The 18,821-nt window shown below is 67.2% G+C and carries 15 protein-coding genes; 9 read left to right on the forward strand and 6 right to left on the reverse strand.

Annotated elements, in window-relative coordinates; all coding sequences use genetic code 11:
• Positions 1-120: 120 nt before the first annotated feature.
• The 4 genes from ACTZWT_RS16095 to ACTZWT_RS16110 all read left to right on the forward strand — a co-directional run bounded on the left by ACTZWT_RS16095 (position 121) and on the right by ACTZWT_RS16110 (position 5,956).
• Positions 121-1,347 (forward strand): aminotransferase class I/II-fold pyridoxal phosphate-dependent enzyme, encoded by a 1,227-nt coding sequence (locus tag ACTZWT_RS16095; protein ID WP_444770688.1) that lies wholly within the window; start codon positions 121-123, stop codon positions 1,345-1,347.
• Positions 1,348-1,363: 16 nt separating this feature from the next.
• The gene (locus ACTZWT_RS16100; protein WP_444770689.1) at positions 1,364-3,841 is read left to right on the forward strand and encodes a DNA translocase FtsK 4TM domain-containing protein; all 2,478 of its coding nucleotides are present in this window, start codon (positions 1,364-1,366) and stop codon (positions 3,839-3,841) included.
• 20 nt (positions 3,842-3,861) lie between these two features.
• Positions 3,862-4,821, forward strand: a complete 960-nt coding sequence (locus ACTZWT_RS16105) for an outer membrane lipoprotein carrier protein LolA (protein WP_444770964.1) — start codon at positions 3,862-3,864, stop codon at positions 4,819-4,821.
• Positions 4,822-5,143: 322 nt separating this feature from the next.
• A complete protein-coding gene (locus tag ACTZWT_RS16110; protein WP_444770690.1) occupies positions 5,144-5,956 on the forward strand; it encodes an exodeoxyribonuclease III in 813 nt (270 codons plus the stop codon).
• An 81-nt stretch (positions 5,957-6,037) separates the two neighbouring features.
• Here the strand turns inward: ACTZWT_RS16110 and ACTZWT_RS16115 are convergent, their stop codons facing one another.
• Together ACTZWT_RS16115 and ACTZWT_RS16120 are read right to left on the reverse strand one after the other, a co-directional pair.
• Positions 6,038-6,484 (reverse strand): cyclic nucleotide-binding domain-containing protein, encoded by a 447-nt coding sequence (locus ACTZWT_RS16115; RefSeq protein ID WP_444770691.1) that lies wholly within the window; start codon positions 6,482-6,484, stop codon positions 6,038-6,040.
• A gap of 62 nt (positions 6,485-6,546) precedes the next feature.
• Positions 6,547-7,233 (reverse strand): response regulator transcription factor, encoded by a 687-nt coding sequence (locus ACTZWT_RS16120; RefSeq protein ID WP_011439282.1) that lies wholly within the window; start codon positions 7,231-7,233, stop codon positions 6,547-6,549.
• Positions 7,234-7,461: 228 nt separating this feature from the next.
• Between ACTZWT_RS16120 and ACTZWT_RS16125 the strand changes: the two genes are divergently transcribed.
• Entirely contained in the window at positions 7,462-7,971 is a 510-nt protein-coding gene (locus tag ACTZWT_RS16125; RefSeq protein ID WP_444770692.1) for a L,D-transpeptidase family protein, read from the forward strand.
• Positions 7,972-8,177: 206 nt separating this feature from the next.
• Here the strand turns inward: ACTZWT_RS16125 and ACTZWT_RS16130 are convergent, their stop codons facing one another.
• A complete protein-coding gene (locus ACTZWT_RS16130) occupies positions 8,178-8,843 on the reverse strand; it encodes a YggS family pyridoxal phosphate-dependent enzyme (protein WP_444770693.1) in 666 nt (221 codons plus the stop codon).
• A gap of 169 nt (positions 8,844-9,012) precedes the next feature.
• Here ACTZWT_RS16130 and ACTZWT_RS16135 point away from each other — a divergent pair, with 169 nt between their 5' ends.
• The 4 genes from ACTZWT_RS16135 (at position 9,013) to holA (ending at position 15,129) form a co-directional block, all read left to right on the forward strand.
• Positions 9,013-10,692, forward strand: coding sequence for a diguanylate cyclase domain-containing protein (locus tag ACTZWT_RS16135; protein ID WP_444770694.1), 1,680 nt, complete (start codon positions 9,013-9,015; stop codon positions 10,690-10,692).
• Between the two features lie 180 nt (positions 10,693-10,872).
• Positions 10,873-13,509 (forward strand): leucine--tRNA ligase, encoded by a 2,637-nt coding sequence (leuS, locus tag ACTZWT_RS16140; protein WP_444770695.1) that lies wholly within the window; start codon positions 10,873-10,875, stop codon positions 13,507-13,509.
• A complete protein-coding gene (gene lptE, locus ACTZWT_RS16145; protein ID WP_444770696.1) occupies positions 13,496-14,056 on the forward strand; it encodes an LPS assembly lipoprotein LptE in 561 nt (186 codons plus the stop codon). Before leuS ends, lptE begins: the two co-directional genes overlap by 14 nt.
• 44 nt (positions 14,057-14,100) lie before the next feature.
• Positions 14,101-15,129, forward strand: coding sequence for a DNA polymerase III subunit delta (gene holA, locus ACTZWT_RS16150; RefSeq protein ID WP_444770697.1), 1,029 nt, complete (start codon positions 14,101-14,103; stop codon positions 15,127-15,129).
• A gap of 381 nt (positions 15,130-15,510) precedes the next feature.
• Here the strand turns inward: holA and ACTZWT_RS16155 are convergent, their stop codons facing one another.
• The 3 genes from ACTZWT_RS16155 to rsmG all read right to left on the reverse strand — a co-directional run bounded on the left by ACTZWT_RS16155 (position 15,511) and on the right by rsmG (position 18,222).
• Positions 15,511-16,401 (reverse strand): ParB/RepB/Spo0J family partition protein, encoded by an 891-nt coding sequence (locus ACTZWT_RS16155; RefSeq protein ID WP_444770698.1) that lies wholly within the window; start codon positions 16,399-16,401, stop codon positions 15,511-15,513.
• 266 nt (positions 16,402-16,667) lie between these two features.
• On the reverse strand, positions 16,668-17,522 hold the full coding sequence (locus ACTZWT_RS16160) for a ParA family protein (protein WP_444770699.1): 855 nt from the start codon (positions 17,520-17,522) through the stop codon (positions 16,668-16,670).
• Positions 17,509-18,222, reverse strand: coding sequence for a 16S rRNA (guanine(527)-N(7))-methyltransferase RsmG (gene rsmG, locus ACTZWT_RS16165; RefSeq protein WP_444770700.1), 714 nt, complete (start codon positions 18,220-18,222; stop codon positions 17,509-17,511). The genes ACTZWT_RS16160 and rsmG overlap by 14 nt, the downstream gene beginning before the upstream one ends.
• Between the last annotated feature and the right edge of the window lie 599 nt (positions 18,223-18,821).

An 18,821-nucleotide genomic window follows, 5' to 3' on the forward strand; every position in this document is an offset into this window, starting at 1 on the left:
CACGCCGCCCCCACCCGTCGATGGTTAATCGCGTCTTAACCTCGCCGTATCTATGGTGGCTGATCTGTTTTCGCCCGTGCCGGAAAGCGGCCGGGCGCCTTGCAAAACTGGCGTTTTTGAATGGCTCTGCGCGCCTCTTCAGTTTCGGCGAGCGCCGCCGGCAGTCCTGCTGCCGCCGGCGTTAGCGAGCGCTCGCCCTTCGCGCGGCTGAGCGAATTGCTGGCGCCGCATCAGCCCGGCGAGCGGCTGATCAATCTGTCGGTCGGCGAGCCGCAGCATCCGGTGCCGGATTTCGTCGGCCCGGTGTTGGCGCGGCACACCGCCGAGTTCGGCCGCTATCCGATGGCCAAGGGCATCGCGCCGTTCCGCGAAGCCGCCGCATCCTGGCTGGCGCAACGCTTCGCGCTGCCGCGCGCGCCCGATCCCGAGACGCAAGTGCTGGTGCTGAACGGCAGCCGCGAGGGCCTGTTCCTCGCCGCGGTCGCGGCCGCGCGCTACGTGTCGCCGCGCGACGGCACGCCGGCGATCCTGATGCCGAACCCGTTCTATCCCGCCTATGCGGCCGGCGCCCGCGCCGCCGGCTGCGAGGCGGTGTTCCTGCCGACGACTCTCGCCAACGGCTTCCTGCCCGATCTCGATGCGCTGGATGCCGCGACGCTGAAGCGTACGGTGGCGATCTACATCGCTTCGCCCGCGAACCCTCAGGGCTCGGTCGCATCATTCGATTACTTCGCGAAGCTGAAGGCCCTGGCCGATCGCCACGGCTTTCTGATTCTCGCAGACGAGTGCTACTCGGAAATCTACACCCGCGATGCGCCCGGCAGCGCGCTGCAGGCGGCCGGCCCGGACTTCCGCAACGTCGCGGTGTTCCAGTCGCTGTCGAAGCGCTCCAATCTTCCCGGCATGCGCGTCGGCTTCGTCGCCGGCGACGCGGATTTTCTCAAGGCCTATCACGAGCTGCGCAACGTCGCGGCCCCGCAGGTGCCGGTGCCGCTGCAGCACGTCGCGGTCGCCGCCTATGGCGACGAGGCGCATGTCGAGGAGAACCGACGGCTGTACCGGCTGAAATTCGATCTCGCCGACCAGATCATCGGCGCGCGCTTCGGTTATCAGCGCCCCGCCGGCGGCTTCTGCCTGTGGCTCGACGTCGCCGCGCAGGGCGGCGACGAGGTCGCCACGGTGAAGCTGTTCCGGGAGGGCGGCGTCCGGGTCATTCCCGGCAGCTATCTGGCGCGTCCGCAGGCCGACGGCAGCAATCCCGGCGCCGGCTACATTCGTGTGGCGATGGTGCAGGACAGTGAGACCACCGCCGAAGCGCTGCACCGCCTGGTGCGGATTCTCGAGTGAGTCGCGGGGCTGAAAATTGAGCATGCCGGCGATCGAGCGCGTCATTCCCCTGGTCGGGCACCTGCCGACATCGCTTCGCGATGCGCTGGCGCGGCGGCTGCGTGAACTCGCGGGCTTCGGCCTGATCGCGCTCGCCACCGTGGCGGCCGCGGCGCTGGCGACCTGGTCGGTGCAGGACCCGAGCCTCAGCCATGCCACCTCGCGCAAGATCCACAATCTGATCGGTTATCCCGGCGCGATCGGCGCCGATCTGTCGATGCAGATTCTCGGCCTCGGCGCCGTCGGCCTGCTGCTGCCGGTCGCCACCTGGGGCTGGCGGATGATCAACCACCGGCCGTTCGATCGCCGCGCGCTGCGGTTCGGCGCCTGGATCCTCTGCACCGTGTTCGCCGCCGGCTTCGCCTCGTCGTTTCCGCATGACAGCGCCTGGCCGCTGCCGACCGGGCTCGGCGGCGTGGTCGGCGATGCGCTGGTGCGCGCGCCGTCGCTGATCTTCGGCCCCGGCCTGATCTTCCGCATCATCCTCAGCGTCCTGCTCGGCGCCGCGATGGCGGCGTGCTTCGTGATCGCCAGCGGCTACGGCTCGCGCGAGCCAGACCCGGACGAAGTGATCGCCGACGACGTGCCGCTCGACGAAGACGAGGATCGCGACGAGGGCTCGGTGTCGCTCGGCTGGATGGCGCATGCCATGCTCAGCGCCAAGGCGCGGCTGTGGCGGCTGATGAAGCTCGGCTATCGCGGCCTCGTCAGCAGCGCGCCGGCCGGCCGCTCCGCCGCCTCGTTCGAGCGTCAGGAGCCGAAGCTCGGCAGCGGCCGGACGTCACCGCCGATCGTGCCGCGCGACGAACGCGACGACGACGAACCGCTCGAGCTCGATTCCGCCGACGAGGTGGATGAGGACGAGGAGGACGAAGCGCCAGTCGCCCGCGCGCCGCGAAAGAAGGCCGCGCCGAAGCCAGCCGCGAAGAAATCCGGCAAGTTCGAACTGCCCTCGGTCAACGTGCTGACGGCGCCGAAGGCCTCCGACCGCCAGCCGCTCAACAAGGCCGAACTCGAAGCCAATTCGCGCGCGCTGGAAGGCGTGCTGCAGGATTTCGGCGTGCGCGGCGAAATCGTCAAGGCGAACCCCGGCCCGGTGGTGACGCTGTACGAACTCGAGCCCGCGCCCGGCATCAAATCGTCGCGCGTGATCGGCCTGTCCGACGACATCGCCCGTTCGATGAGCGCGCTGTCGGCGCGCGTCGCCGTGGTGCCCGGCCGCAACGCGATCGGCATCGAGCTGCCCAACGCGCATCGCGAGAAGGTTTATCTGCGCGAACTGCTCAGCGTGAAGGACGGCAACGAGACCGTGCACAAGCTGCCGCTGTGTCTCGGCAAGAACATCGGCGGCGATTCGATCATCATCGATCTCGCCCGCACCCCGCATATGCTGATCGCCGGCACCACCGGCTCGGGCAAGTCGGTCGCCATCAACACCATGATCCTCAGCCTGGTGTACCGGCTGCGGCCGGATCAGTGCCGGCTGATCATGGTCGATCCGAAGATGCTCGAACTGTCGGTCTATGACGGCATCCCGCATCTGCTGACGCCCGTCGTCACCGATCCGAAGAAGGCCGTGGTCGCGCTGAAATGGGCGGTGCGCGAGATGGAAGAGCGCTACAAGCGCATGGCCAAGCTCGGCGTCCGCAACATCGACGGCTACAACACCCGGCTCGGCGAAGCCAAAGCCAAGGGCGAAGAGCTGACCCGCACCGTGCACACCGGCTTCGACAAGGAGACCGGCAAGGCGATCTACGAGGACGAGAAGCTCGATCTCGAGCCGCTGCCCTACATCGTCATCATCGTCGACGAAATGGCCGACCTGATGATGGTCGCCGGCAAGGACATCGAAGGCGCGGTGCAGCGCCTCGCCCAGATGGCGCGCGCCGCCGGCCTGCATGTTATTCTGGCGACGCAGCGGCCGTCGGTCGACGTCATCACCGGCACCATCAAGGCGAACTTCCCGACCCGCATTTCCTTCCAGGTCACCTCGAAGATCGACAGCCGCACCATCCTCGGCGAAATGGGCGCCGAGCAGCTGCTCGGCCAGGGCGACATGCTGTACATGGCGGGCGGCGGCCGCATCAGCCGCGTGCACGGCCCGTTCGTCTCCGACGAGGAGGTCGAGAAGGTCGTCAGGCATCTGAAGACCCAGGGGCAGCCGGAATATCTCGAGGCGGTCACCGCCGAGGAGCCCGCCGAGGGCGAGGACGGCGCGGTGTTCGATGCCACCGGCATGGGCGGCGACGGCGGCGGCGACCTGTTCCAGCAGGCGGTCGCCATCGTCAAGCGCGACCGCAAGGCCTCGACCAGCTACATTCAGCGTCGCCTGCAGATCGGCTACAACCGCGCCGCCTCGCTGATGGAGCGGATGGAACTCGAAGGCATCGTCGGCCAGCCCAATCACGCCGGCAAGCGTGAGATCCTGGTGGCCGAAGAAGACTCCGACTTTTGAGCGGCAGGATGATCAGCGTGATGGAATTGTCCGGGCCGGAGTCGCGAAATCGCCACAGCGCCGAGGTAGCCGCTGGGGAGCATGGCGCCGGCTCCGCGGCGCCTGCGCAGGACAATGCATTGACGAATATTTTCAATGGTTTGGCGCCGAGGCCGGCGATCGCTCCCGGGCTGCGCCGCGCCATCGCGGCCGGCGTCGGATTGCTGCTGGGCGTCACCGCGCCGTTCGCAGCCGCCGAGACCGTGCCGGTGCCGAAGCCGTCGCCGAGAGGCGGCGAGCGACTGATCAGCGCCGCCGAGCCCAACCGGCCGCAGCGCCCGCCGCCGCAGCAGCCTGCGGCGCCGCCTCCGGTGGCGAAGCTGACCACGCCGCCCGAGCCGGTGATCCCCGATCCGCGGCGCAACGTGCCGGCCTCGATCTTCACCACCTTCGACGCCAAGCAGAAGGCGGATGCCGCCAAGGTCAGCGCCTATCTGTCGTCGCTGTCGACGCTGGTCGGCAATTTCGTGCAGGTCGGCCCCGACGGCACGCGGCTGAAGGGCGATTTCTACATCATGAAGCCGGGCAAGGTGCGGTTCGAATATGACGAGCCGAGCCCGGTCTCGATGGTCTCGGACGGCCAGTCGCTGGCGGTGCGCGACCGCAAGCTCGCGACCCAGGACGTCTATCCGCTGTCGCAGACGCCGCTGCGCTATCTGCTGAGCGACCGCATCGACCTGCTGCGCGACACCAATGTGGTCGCCATCACCTCGGACGAGCTCTACATCAGCATCATCATCGAGGAACGCAACGCGGTGATCGGCACCAGCCGGCTGATGTTGATGCTCGGCGTCAAGGACGGCCAGCTCAAGCAATGGACCGTCACCGATCCGCAGGGCTACGACACCACGGTGGCGATCTACAATCTCGACACCACCAAGCGGCCCGACCCGTCGATGTTCAAGATCGACTTCACCGACTACGGCACCCCGCCGGGCTGACGCTGTCCTTCTTTTTGTTTCGCTGGTCCGCTTCGCGGACGATGGATGCGCGGGCCTTCGCCGCGCCGAACGGGCTCCGGCCCCGCAGGCGGGTCGAGCCCGCGCATGACGCTGTGCTTGATCGCCCTGTGAGTGGCGCAGGCCGTATCCATCAGCACCGTCATTGCCGGGCCCGACCCGGCAATCCATCCCCTTCGCAAGACGCCACAGCACGCGTTGGCTGGTTGTGCACATCAGCGGCTTGCGTCCGATCGTGCGCCGCGCAAGAAAGAGCGCGCACCTCAGGATGACGGTGCCGCACCCGCAACATCCCCGGCCCCCCATGCGCTTCACGCTGACGACCTGGAATATCAATTCGGTGCGGCTGCGCATCGATCTGGTGGCGAAATTTCTCAAGGCGCAGCGGCCGGACGTGCTGTGCCTTCAGGAGACCAAGTGCCCCGACGACGCGTTTCCGGCGAAGCGCTTCAAGCGTCTCGGCTACGAGCACATCGCGCTGAACGGGCAGAAGGGTTATCACGGCGTCGCAATCATCTCGAAGATCCCGTTCGTCGCGCACGACATCCGCACCTTCTGCGACAATGTCGACTCGCGCCACATCTCGGCATCCCTGCAGACCGGCGAGAGCGACCCGCCGCTGGTGCTGCATAATTTCTACGTGCCCGCCGGCGGCGACATTCCCGACCCGGAGCTCAACATCAAGTTCAGGCACAAGCTGTCGTTTCTCGACGAGATGCGGGACTGCGCGCCGCTGCACCCCTCGGGCGACGCGCGGCACATCCTGGTCGGCGACCTCAACGTCGCGCCGCACGAGCACGACGTCTGGTCGCACAAGCAGTTACTTAAGGTCGTGTCGCACACCCCGGTGGAATGCGACAAGCTGCTCGCGGTGCTACGCGCCGGCAACTGGGTCGACGTCGCGCGCGACCGGATTCCGCTGTCGGAAAAGATCTACACCTGGTGGAGCTACCGCGCCGCCGACTGGACCATCGCCGACCGCGGCCGCAGGCTCGATCACATCTGGGTCTCCGAAGCGCTGCGCGACCGCGTCACCGACTTCAGGATCCTGCGCGACGCAAGAAGCTGGGAACGCCCCAGCGATCATGTCCCGGTGACGGTGACGATGGAGCTGTAGGTTTGTAGTTGTGAGTTCGAGTTGATACGCGACCTCACACCCCGCAACGCGCTTCCCCCTATCGAGGACTTGCGCGAATTGCTACGTCAGCTTGCTGCCGGCGCGCATGATGTCCTTGGCGATCGTGGTGGTGCGGGCGGCGAATTCGTCGCGCAGCCGCATCGCGGCGGGCGGGTCGCTTTCGAGCACGCGCTGGAACAGGCTGCGGGCGATCCGGATCACCGAGGAATATTCCAGCGCCACCGCGCTGGAGGGCCGCGGCATCGGCAGCACCAGCGCCAGTTCGCCGATCAGATCGCCCGGCCGCGCGATCAGTTCGTGCGGGCCGCCGTCGGTCGACGTCACCTGGAACGCGCCGCTCTGCACCACATAGCCGGCGTCGGAGGCGTCGCCGGCGTTGAACAGCACGTCGCCGCGGGCGAATTCGCGCTGCTCCGAGCCGATCGCCAGCATCCGCAGCGAGGTGTCGCCCAACAGCCGCAGCGTCGGGACGCGCTCGAGCAGGGCTACATCATCTTCGATCGACATCAGGGACCGGTCAGAGATCGGGACGCGCCAGAGCTGTGGCGACGATTCGGCCCCTATTGGTATCACGGCACGAGTTTGTAGCCACCGGCCTCGGTCACCAGAATCTCCGGATTCGCCGCATCCTTCTCGATCTTTTGGCGAAGGCGGTAAATGTGGGTCTCGAGCGTGTGGGTGGTCACACCGGAATTATAGCCCCAGACTTCCTGCAGCAGCGTCTCGCGCGACACCGGCGCCTGGCCGGCGCGGTACAGGAAGCGCAGAATCGCGGTTTCCTTCTCGGTCAGCCGCACCTTCTTGGCATTGGCGCCGGTCAGCATCTTGGAGCCGGGGCGGAAGCTGTAGGGGCCGACGGTGAACACCGCGTCCTCGCTGGCCTCGTGCTGGCGGAGCTGGGCGCGGATCCGCGCCAGCAGCACCGCGAAGCGGAACGGCTTGGCGACGTAGTCGTTGGCGCCGCTCTCCAGCCCGAGAATGGTGTCGGAATCGGTATCGTGCCCGGTCAGCATGATGATCGGCGCCTTGAAGCCGCCCTTGCGCAGGGACCGCACCACTTCGCGCCCGTCGGTGTCGGGCAGGCCGACATCCATCAGCACCAAGTCGGGCGAATTCGCCTTGGCGGACTGGACGCCCTTGGCGCCGGTGTCGACTGCGGAGGCCTCGAATTCCTCGTGCAGCGACAATTGCTCGACCAGCGCGTCTCGCAGATCGGTGTCGTCGTCCACGATCAGGATCTTGCGGGCGTTCGGCATCAGCGATGTCCTTCGGGTCTTGCGCGCGGCAACGGCCGGAGCGGCCGGAGCGTCTTCCAGATCACGCGCGATTGTATCGCAGAACAGCAAATAGGCATCGATTCTGCGGAATTGAACAGCGGCATGCTAAAATTGCTCGATCGAAGCTTCCGATGAGCGCCTGCCGACGTGAAAAATCTCTTAAAATCAGATTCTTGCATCCCATCGGCGGGGGCCGGCCCGATCCCCATGCTGCGCGTCCGCCGCGCCGCCGGCGAGCCCAGCCGCGGCTGGCTGACCGCCGCGGGACTGACGATCCCGGTCGCGCTCGGCCGCGGCGGCATCCGCGCCGACAAGCGCGAGGGCGACGGCGGCACCCCGCGCGGCACGTTCCGCCCGCTGCGGCTGTGGTGGCGGGCCGACCGCTGGCCGCGTCCGCGCACGCATCTGCCGGTCCGGGCCATTACCGCGGCGGACGCCTGGTGCGAGGACCCGGCCAGCCGGCACTACAACCGGCCGATGCGCCGCGGCCCCGGCGAGCCCGGCGACCGCTTGCTGCGCGCCGACCATCTGTATGATTTCATCGTCGAGATCGACCACAACACAAGGCCGCGGGTCGCCGGCCGCGGCAGCGCGGTGTTCCTGCATCTGGCCCGCGACAATTTCGGCCCCACCGCCGGCTGCGTCGCGATGACCAGAGGCAATCTGCTCCGGCTGCTGGCACGGCTCGGGCCGACGACGAAGATCGTGATCGGGTAACTTCGTTCTCAGAGCGGAGACGGCGGTGACTGCCACGCCCCCGCCCGTCATCGCCCGGCTCGACCGGGCGACCCAGTATTCCAGAGCCTCAGTGCCGAGAAACCAACGCTCCGGGATACTGGGCCACCCGCTTTCGCGGGTGGTGACGGCAGCGGATGGGGAGAGACCAGCGGCTGTCCGTTCGTCTTGTTGCGACGAGCGGTTCTCTACCGATGCCCGAAGATCGCCGATCCCACGCGCACATGGGTGGCGCCGAATTCGATCGCGGTGGCGAAGTCGGCGCTCATGCCCATCGACAGTTTCGACAGGCCGTTGCGTTTGGCGATCTTCGCCGTCAGCGCGAAATGCGGCGCCGGCGCCTCGTCCACCGGCGGAATGCACATCAGGCCGGCGATTGCGAGCCCGAAGCGCTCACGGCAGGCGGCGATGAACGCGTCGGCGTCCTGCGGCGCGATGCCGGCTTTCTGCGGCTCCTCGCCGGTGTTGATCTGGACGAACAATTCGACCGCGCGGCCCGAAGCCGGCAGCGCCTTGCCGAGCGCCTCGCATAAACTCTCGCGGTCGACCGAATGGATCGCGTCGAACAGCGCCACGGCTTCCTTGGCCTTGTTGGATTGCAGCGGCCCGATCAGATGCAGTTCGGTGCCGGGATGCGCGTCGCGGAGCGCCGGCCATTTGGCCTTGGCCTCCTGCACGCGGTTTTCACCGAACACCCGCTGCCCCGCCGCCAGCACCGGCAGGATCGCCTCGGCCTCGAAGGTCTTCGACACCGCGATCAGCGTCACCGAAGCGCGCTCGCGGCGTGCGTCCCTGCAGGCGCGGGCGATCTCCTGCTCGACCGCGGCCAGCCCCTGAACGAGATCCGAGCTCACCGCGTCCTCCCGGCAGCGATCGGCGCCGATGGTGGTGAACGATCGATGATCGGCGTGAAGCGGACGGCGGATGCACTCAACGGTAGGCCTTCAGTCGAATTGTAACGAGTTGGAGAAAGGCTTCTTGAGCCCTTGGGGCTAGTCTGCTTATGGGGTTTAGGGGGCTACGATGTCACGCATCGCCATCATTCGCAAGAAAGCGAAGCTCCGGGGATTGCTCGGAATCCGCGCCAGGCTGGTGGTGCTGGCGCTGATTCTGGTATGCCCGCTGATGCTCGACCGGGTCCGTCTGCTCGAACAGACCCGCACCACCGAAATCGCCGCGGTCGCCGCCACCGTCGCGACGCTGGCGCAGCGCGCCGCCGACGCCCAGCGCGAAGTGATCTCCTCGGTCGAAGCGGTGCTGAAATCCGCCGCCTACATCCATGCCGCGGCGTCCGAGGTGGATCGCAGCTGCAGCATCCTGCGCGCCAGCCTGCGGGTCGATCTGCCGTCGATCCGGATGCTGTCGATCGCGGATGCGCGCGGCGTCATTCATTGCTCGACCGCGGCGATGTTCGTCGGCTCCGATGTCAGCCAGCGCGCTTATTTCCGCAGGGCGCTGGAGAGCCATAGTTTCGTCGTCAGCGATTTCCTGATCGGGGGGCAGAGCGGCAAGGGCACCATTCTGGCGGCCTATCCGGTGTCGGCGCTGGATGCCGGCGAACAGGCGGTGATGATCGCCGGGATCAATCTCGACTGGCTGTCGGACATCATGGCCAATCTCGCCGGCCGGGCCGGCGTCAGCGTCGCGCTGATCGACGGCGAGGGCACGGTGCTCGCCACCCCGCCCGACCAGCGCAGCAAGGTCGGCCGCAAGCTCGGCCAGGCCGAGCTCGATTTCGCCCTCGGCGCCAATCCGCAGAACCGCGAACTCGCCACCGCCCAGAACGATTCCGGACAGAAGCTGTCGGTGTCGCGGATTCCGGGCACCAATGCGCGGCTGGTGGTGATGCTGGACGAGGGGACGGTCTCGGCCGCGATCAGCCGCGAGATCCGCACCGCCTATCTGCAACTGGCGCTGGTGTGCGTGTTCGTGCTGCTCGGCGCGCTGATCGCCGCCGAACGGCTGATCGTGCGGCCGATCTCGATGCTGACCTCGACCGCCAAACGATTCGCCGAGGGCGACTGGTCGGCGCGCGCCGCGCGCGCCCGGCTGCCGTCGGAATTCGTGCCGCTGGCGCGCGCCTTCAACGCGATGGCCGCGCAACTCGGCCAGCGCGAGCGCGAGCTGGTGGCGATCAACAACAACCTCACCGTGATGGCGTCGATGGATATGCTGAGCGGGCTCGCCAACCGGCGCGGCTTTCAGGGCCGGCTGGATATCGAATGGGCGCGCGGCCAGCAGACCGGCCATTGCCTTGCGCTGCTGATGCTCGACGTCGACCATTTCAAGCCGTTCAACGACAGCTACGGCCATCCGGAAGGCGACGCCTGCCTGTCGCGGATCGGCGAGGTGCTGGCGGCGGTGGCCGACGACACCGGCGGCTTTGCGGCGCGCTACGGCGGCGAGGAGTTCTGCCTTCTGTTGCCGAATACCGAGGCGGCCGCGGCGCGCGAGGTCGGCGAACTGGTTCGCGCCACCGTCGAGCGACTGGCGGTGCCGCATCGCACCAGCGAGTTTCAGCGCGTTACCGTCAGCGTCGGCGTCGCGGCGGCTCTGCCGATCGGCACCTCGGAACCCCGCGAACTGCTCGAGGCCGCCGATGCCGCGCTCTACGCCGCCAAGCACGGCGGCCGTAACACCGTCGCCGAACACGGCCTGGTCCGCAGCGCCGACCCGGCGGAGTCGATGGCGATCGCGAGCTGACAGGGCGGCCGGCCCGACGCCCCGGATTTGCGCCCATCCCATTGACCCGACGCAGCGTTTCGTGGCCTATTCCGCGCGCCTTTCGCGCGAATTCCGCCTGAGCCGCACCGGTTTGCGAGCTCATTCGCGCTTCCCCATCCGCTTGCAGAGCGCTCGAACCGGCCGGCCGACTGATCTCCAATGAGCAACGAACGTTACAACGCGCGCGAATCCGAGCCGAAATGGCAGGCGAAATGGGACGAGGCGAAGATCTTCGCCACCCGGAACGACGACCCGCGCCCAAAGTATTACGTGCTGGAGATGTTCCCGTATCCGTCGGGCCGCATCCATATGGGGCACGTCCGCAACTACACCATGGGCGACGTGGTGGCGCGAACGATGCGGGCGCGCGGCCACAACGTGCTGCACCCGATGGGCTGGGACGCGTTCGGCCTGCCGGCCGAGAACGCCGCGATCGAGCGCAAGGTCGCGCCGAAGGCCTGGACCTACGACAATATCGCCGCAATGAAAAAGCAGCTCCAGACCATGGGGCTGTCGCTCGACTGGGCGCGTGAATTCGCGACCTGCGATCCCGCCTACTACAGGCATCAGCAGAAGATGTTCCTGGATTTCCTGAAAGTCGGCCTCGCCGAACGGGAAACCCGCAAGCTCAACTGGGACCCGGTCGACATGACCGTGCTGGCCAACGAGCAGGTGATCGACGGCCGCGGCTGGCGCTCCGGCGCCGTGGTCGAGCAGCGCGAAATGAACCAGTGGGTGTTCAAGATCACCCGCTACGCGCAGGACCTGCTCGACGCGCTGGAGACGCTCGACCGCTGGCCCGACAAGGTCCGGCTGATGCAGCGAAACTGGATCGGCCGCAGCGAAGGGCTCCTGGTGCGGTTCGCGCTCGATGCCGCGACGACGCCGGCCGGCGAGACCGAGCTGAAGATTTTCACCACCCGCCCCGACACGCTGTTCGGCGCCAAATTTATGGCGATCGCGCCGGATCATCCGCTGGCGCAGGCGGCGGCCGCGAAGGCCCCGAAGGTCGCGGCCTTCGTCGAGGAGTGCAAGAAGCGCGGCACCGCGCAGGCCGAGATCGACACCGCCGAGAAGCAGGGCATCGACACCGGCATCCGCGCGCTGCATCCGTTCGACCCGGACTGGCAGATCCCGGTTTACGTCGCTAACTTCGTGCTGATGGAATACGGCACCGGCGCGATCTTCGGTTGCCCGGCGCACGACCAGCGCGACCTCGACTTCGTCAACAAGTACCAGCTCGGTAACACCCCGGTGGTGTGCCCCGAGGGCCAGGACCCTTCGAGCTTCGTCATCACGGACGAGGCCTATGACGGCGACGGCCGCATGATCAATTCGCGCTTCCTCGACGGCATGACGATCGATCAGGCCAAGGAAGAAGTCGCCACGCGCCTCGAGACAGCGACGCTCGGCAATTCGCCGGTCGGCGAGCGCAAGGTCAATTTCCGCCTGCGCGACTGGGGCATCTCGCGGCAGCGCTATTGGGGCTGCCCGATCCCGGTGATCCATTGCGAGGTCTGCGGCGTCGTGCCGGTGCCGGATAAGGATCTGCCCGTCGTGCTGCCGGAGGACGTCTCGTTCGACAAGCCCGGCAACGCGCTCGATCATCATCCGACCTGGAAGCACACAGCCTGCCCGCAATGCGGCGGCAAGGCCACGCGCGAAACCGACACCATGGACACTTTCGTGGATTCGTCCTGGTACTTCGCGCGCTTCACCGATCCGTGGAACGAGACCGCGCCGACCACGCCCGACGTGGTCAACCGGATGCTGCCGGTCGACCAATATATCGGCGGCGTCGAGCACGCGATTCTGCATCTCTTGTACAGCCGGTTCTTCACCCGCGCGATGAAAGCCACCGGCCATGTCGGGCTGGACGAGCCGTTCCGCGGCATGTTCACCCAGGGCATGGTGGTGCACGAGACCTATCGGACCGCCGACGGCCATTTCGCCTCGCCGGCCGAAGTGGCGATCGTGGCCGAGGGCGATGGACGCAAGGCGACGCTGCTCGACGGCGGCACGCCGGTCGAGATCGGCCCGATCGAGAAGATGTCGAAGAGCAAGCGCAACACCGTCGACCCCGACGACATCATCGGCTCTTACGGCGCCGACACCGCGCGCTGGTTCATGCTGTCGGATTCGCCGCCGGACCGCGACGTGATCTGGAGCGAGGAAGGCGTCAAGGGCGCCTCGCGCTTCGTGCAGCGGCTGTGGCGGATGGTCAACGACGCCGCCGACATCGCCAGATCGACTCCGGCCGAACGGCCCGCAACATTCGGGCCGGAGGCGCTGGCGGTGCGCAAGGCGGCGCATGGCGCGCTCGACAAGGTTCTGTCCGGCATCGAACGGCTCGCCTTCAATGTCAGCCTCGCCCATATCCGCGAATTCGCCAACAGCCTCGGCGAAATGCTGGCCAAACCCGGCACGGCATCAAAGGAAATTGCCCCGGATCTGGCCTGGGCGATCCGCGAGGCGTCGGTCATCCTTGTTCAACTGTTTCATCCGATGATGCCGCATCTGGCCGAGGAGTGCTGGACGGTGCTGGGCCAGCCGGGCCTGGTGTCGGAGGCGCTGTGGCCGCAAATCGAACGCGATCTGCTGGTCGAAGACAGCATCACGCTGCCGGTGCAGGTCAACGGCAAGAAACGCGGGGAAGTCACGGTGGCCCGGGACGCTCCGACCGCGGAAATTGAGGCTGCCGTTTTGGCCCTCGATGCGGTAAGACAGGCGCTGGACGGCAAGCCCGTCCGCAAGGTGATCGTGGTTCCGCAGAGGATCGTGAATGTCGTCGGTTAGGCCCGCATTGGCGAAGATGATCGCAAAAGTGGCGCTCGCCGCGATGCTGGCGGCGCCGCTCGCCGGATGCTTCCAGCCGATGTATGCCGACCGCGGCGACGGCTCGCCGGCGCTGCGCGACAAGCTCGCCGCCGTCGAGGTGCCGCCGCTCGACCTGCCGAACGGCTCGCGCACCGCCCGGCTCGGCGTCGAGATCCGCAACGCGCTGATGTTCAAGATTTACGGCAGCGCCACCGGCGCCCCGCCGCTGTATTCGCTGAAGATGAACCTCACCACCCAGCGCTCGTCGCTGATCGTCGACCCGACCACCGCGCTGCCGACGATCGAGAATTACGGCATCGACGCCAGCTACCGGCTGATCGAGATCGCCACCGGCAAGGTGGTGATGGCCGGCAACACCTTCTCGCGCGTCGAGTACGACGTGCCGGGCCAGACCCAGCGCTTCGCCCGCACCCGCGCCGGCCGCGACGCCGAGGACCGCGCCGCGAAGGAAATCGCCGAAAACATCAACACAAGGCTGGCGTCGTATTTCTACGCCGGGATCTGAGCGGATCGTGCGCGCCCGCGCCGCATCGCCGGTCTGATATCGCCATGGTCGCGCTGCGTGGACGAGACGCCACCGCCTTTCTGGCCCGCCCCGATCCGGGCCGGCCGATCATCCTGCTGTTCGGCCCCGATGCCGGCCTGGTGCGCGAACGCGCCGACGCGCTGATCGCCTCGGCGCTCGACGACCCCAACGATCCGTTCGCGCTGGTGCGGCTCGACGGCGACGAGCTCGCGGCGGAGCCGTCGCGGCTGGTCGACGAGGCGAACTCGATTCCGATGTTCGGCGGCCGCCGCGCGATCCGAATCCGCGCCGGCTCGCGCAGTTTCGTCGCCGGCGTCGAGACGTTGGTGGCGTCGCCGCCGAAGGAATGCCGGATCGTGATCGAGGCCGGCGACATCAAGCCGGACAATGCGCTGCGCAAGGCCTGCGAGAAAGCCCCGAGCGCCGTCGCGATCGGCTGCTACCCGGACGCCGAGGCCGACCTCGCCAAACTGATCGACGACGAACTGCGGAGCGCGCAACTGCAGATCGGCCGCGACGCCCGCGGCGTGCTGATGACGCTGCTCGGCGGCGACCGCCAGGCCTCGCGCAACGAAGTCCGCAAGCTCGCGCTATACGCCCATGGAAGCGGCGAGATCACGCTCGACGACGTCATCGCCTGCGTGTCGGACGCCTCCGACCTCAAGCTCGACGTCATCGTCGACGCGGCGTTCTCCGGCAAGCCGCAGATCGTCGAAAGCGAATTCGCCAAAGCGATGGTGGCCGGCACCTATCCGGGCCAGATCATCCTCGCGGCGCAGCGCCACGCCGCGTTCCTGCACAAGACCAGTCTGGCGGTCGAAGCCGGCGCCCCGGCTGCGACCGCGCTCGATAGCGGCTTTCCCCGATTGCACTTCTCGCGCAAGGCCGCCTCCGAAACCGCGCTGCGCAATCTCGGCACCTCGCGCCTCGCCCAGATCATCGACCAGCTCGCCACCGCCGCCCTCGACACGAGACGCCAGGCCACCCTCGGCGCCGCCATCGCCCAGCGCACGCTCTTGTCGATCGCGGTGAGTGCAAGGCGAAGGAGTTAGTTGGTAGGGCGTAGGGAAAAGGTAGGGTGGGCAAAGCGAAGCGTGCCCACGGCGTCGCGCGCAAGTCGGCGTGGGCACGGCGCTTCGCGCCTTTGCCCACCCTACTAACTAACTTTCGTTCGTCATTCCGGGGGCGCCGCGCAGCGGCGAACCCCGAATCCAGACTCCCGGCGCTCGTGAGAGCGCACGGCGGTGGAGTTAGTTGGTAGGGCGGCGTCGCATCACCGGCATCGTCATCCTGAGGTGCGCGCTCTTTCTTGCGCGCCTCGAAGGATGCGGCGACCAGTACCCGCGGCCGATCCTTCGAGACGCGCGCCGTCCGGCGCGCTCCTCAGGATTACGTTGACCTTGTTGCGGAGCGCGAAGGACGCAGCACCCCAACTAACCGCCCGCCTCGAGCCTGCGGATGATGTCGTCGAGCTGATCGAGATCGGCGTAGCGGATCTGCAGCGAGCCGGTGCCGTCGCGGTCGTCGATCGTCACCTTCATGCCGAGCGCGTCGCTGACGCGTTTTTCCAGCGCCAGCGTGTCGGCGTCCTTGGCGGGCTTCGCGTTTGCCGACGCGCGCGGCTTCTGCGGCTTGCGTTCCGGCACGCCCTCGTCATGCGCCAGCGCTTCGGTCTGCCGGACGTTGAGTCCTTCGGCGACGATGCGCTTCGCCGCCGCCGACGGATCGGGCACGCCGATCAGCGCGCGCGCATGGCCGGCAGATAGTTGTCCGGCCGCGATCAGGTCGAGCACGTCGTCGGGCAGCTTGGTCAGCCGCATCATGTTGGCGACGTGGCTGCGGCTCTTGCCGACGATCTTGGCTATGTCTTCCTGGCTGCGTTTGAACTCGTTGGCGAGCGCGTGATAGCCCTGCGCCTCTTCCAGCGGATTGAGATCCTCGCGCTGCACGTTCTCGACGATGGCGATTTCGAGCGCCAGCGCGTCCGAGACGTCGACCGGCACGATCGGCACTTCGTGCAGGCCGGCGCGCTGCGCCGCGCGCCAGCGGCGTTCGCCGGCGATGATCTCGTAGCGATCCTGCGCGCCCTTCACCGGCCGCACCACGATCGGCTGGATCACGCCGTGCTGCCTGATCGAATCGGTGAGTTCGCCGAGCTCGGAATCCGAGAAGGTCCGGCGCGGGTTGCGCGGATTGGCCTTGATGAATTCGATCGGCACCTTGCGCTGGCTGCGCGGCCGCTCGACATGCGCGGCCTCGCCGCCGACGTCCCCGATCAGACTTGCCAGCCCGCGCCCCAGTCGCGAACGGTGCTCGTCGGCCATCGCCTGCTCCCTTGGATTCACGTCGTTACTCCGCGTTACGTGTGGTGCTTCGCCATCCGCCGATGACGCCGAGTTGTTAGTTGCCGTATGCGCCCTGCGCCTGTGGCCCATCCTTCGAGGCTCGGGCTTCGCCCTCGCACCTCAGGATGACGCAGTGCTCGCGAATTGACGACGCGGGCACTCCCTCTCCGTCATCCTGAGGCGCGAGCTCTTGCGAGCCTCGAAGGATGACCGCGCACGGCCCCCGCCGCGCGCCATCGCAAGTCTCAATGCGTCGTGCGTAGTTCGCGTTCGCGCTGGATCACTTCGGTGGCGAGTTTCAGATAGGCTTCGCTGCCGACGCATTTCAGATCGTAGACCAGCACCGGCTTGCCGTAGCTCGGCGCTTCCGAGATCCGGACGTTGCGCGGGATCATGGTGTCGTAGACCTTCTTGCCCATGAACTGGCGGACGTCGGCGACGACCTGGCTCGACAGGTTGTTGCGGCTGTCGAACATCGTCAGCACGATGCCGTGGATGGTCAGTTCCGGATTCAGCGTCGAGCGCACCTGCTCGACGGTCTGCAGCAATTGCGACAGGCCTTCGAGCGCGAAGAACTCGCACTGTAGGGGAACGAGGATCGCGTCCGACGCCGCCATCGCGTTCACCGTCAAGAGGTTCAGCGACGGCGGGCAGTCGATCAGCACATAGGTGTAGTCCAGCGGCGGATCGATATCCTTGTTGAGCACGGCGATCGCGTCGCGCAGCCGGAAGGCGCGGTCGCGGGAATGGCCGAGTTCGAGTTCGAGGCCCGACAGATCCATCGTGGAAGCCGCGATGTGCAGCCGCGGCACCGCGGTCGGGACCACGGCGGCGCGCAGCGGCGCTTCGCCGGCCAGCACGTCATAGGTCGAGCAGTTGCGGTCGCGGCGGTCGATGCCGAGCCCGGTCGAGGCGTTGCCCTGCGGATCGAGATCGACGATCAGCACGCGCTCCCCGATCGCCGCCAGCGCGGTGCCGAGATTGATCGCCGTGGTGGTCTTGCCGACCCCGCCCTTCTGGTTGGCGAGCGCGATGATGCGTGGGCGTCCAGGCTCGGTCATAGCCCTATCCCCTTGATATATCTCATCAATGACGGTCATTCGCGGCGGCTTCTTTGCTGGCGGTGAAACGGGTTTGTCGTTGAATCTGGTCGAGTTCGACGATCCAGCCCTGTCCACCGGTCAGGCTGGCGTGCAACTGGGGCTCGATCTTCCAATACTTAGTAGCTTCCGTCAATTCCGCCTCTACATCTTGACCCTTGAGAAACAGAGCCTTGCTGCCCTCGGCCATCAGCGGCGCGGCGAAACCGATCAGCTGGTGTAGCGGAGCGACGGCGCGCGCGGTGATGCAATCAAGCGGCCGCGGGAACCTATCCACATTATCCCCGATGTCCGCGAGCATAACTGTGCCCGGCGCGCCGGTGACCCGCAGCGCCTCGCGCAGAAAGGCGGCCTTCTTGGCGTTGCGCTCGACCAGCGTGACGTGCCCGCCCGGGTGCTCGGCCATCGCACAGGCCAGCACGATGCCCGGAAAGCCGCCGCCGCTGCCGAAGTCGAGCCAGCGCCGCGCCGTCGGGGCGAGCGCGAGCAGCTGCAGCGAATCGGCGACATGCCGGGTCCAGAGCTGCGGCAGCGTCGACGGCGCGACCAGATTGGTCTTGGCCTGCCATTGCCGCAACAGATCCAGATAGGCATCGAGCCGCGCCTCTGTTTCACGTGAAACAGGGGTCAGTTTGAGGGCCGCGGCCTTGTCGGCGCTGTCCGGCACGGCAACCACCATCGGCGAAAGTCGGGAGGCCATCGGCCTGGGTCTCGGATTGGAGGGATCGTCGGACTACACATAAGCCGATGCGACAATTCCAGCCACTGTTTGGTCGGGCGCAGAGGAGCGATTGCGACGATTTTCGCGCCCGCGTGAATGACCAAGCAAGGCACTGCTGCGCAATCGCGTTTTCGGTGCTCGCGGCTGCCCTCACCCCAGCCCTCTCCCGCAGGCGGGAGAGGGGGCGCGCCGTGACTGGGGAGAGGCGTTCCGTCCGATTGATGGGCCGAATGGCGTGGCAAAGACCGATGCGAACGGCTCGGCCGACCGTCGCAGGACCAGACTCGGCGTCCCCAACCGCGGCGGCCCACACCCCGACCCTCTCCCGCAAGCGGGAGAGGGAGCACGCTCGGATTGGGGAGGGGCTTCTGTCTATTTCGAGGGGAGTTCATCGTGAACTGAATGACGTTGCTCGTTGGATCGGACGCCCCGGATCTGGCACCCGGATCCCACCCACACGGCCGGCTCCCTCTCCCGCTTGCGGGAGAGGGTCGGGGGTGAGGGCTCGCGGGCACTGAGCCTGCGGTCGACCATCCCGTAAGACGACTGCGTCCAACGTCGCCCTGCCGGTGTTTCAC

The sequence above is a fragment of the Rhodopseudomonas sp. NSM genome, assembly GCF_052445935.1.
In the GTDB taxonomy this organism is placed as follows: domain Bacteria; phylum Pseudomonadota; class Alphaproteobacteria; order Rhizobiales; family Xanthobacteraceae; genus Rhodopseudomonas.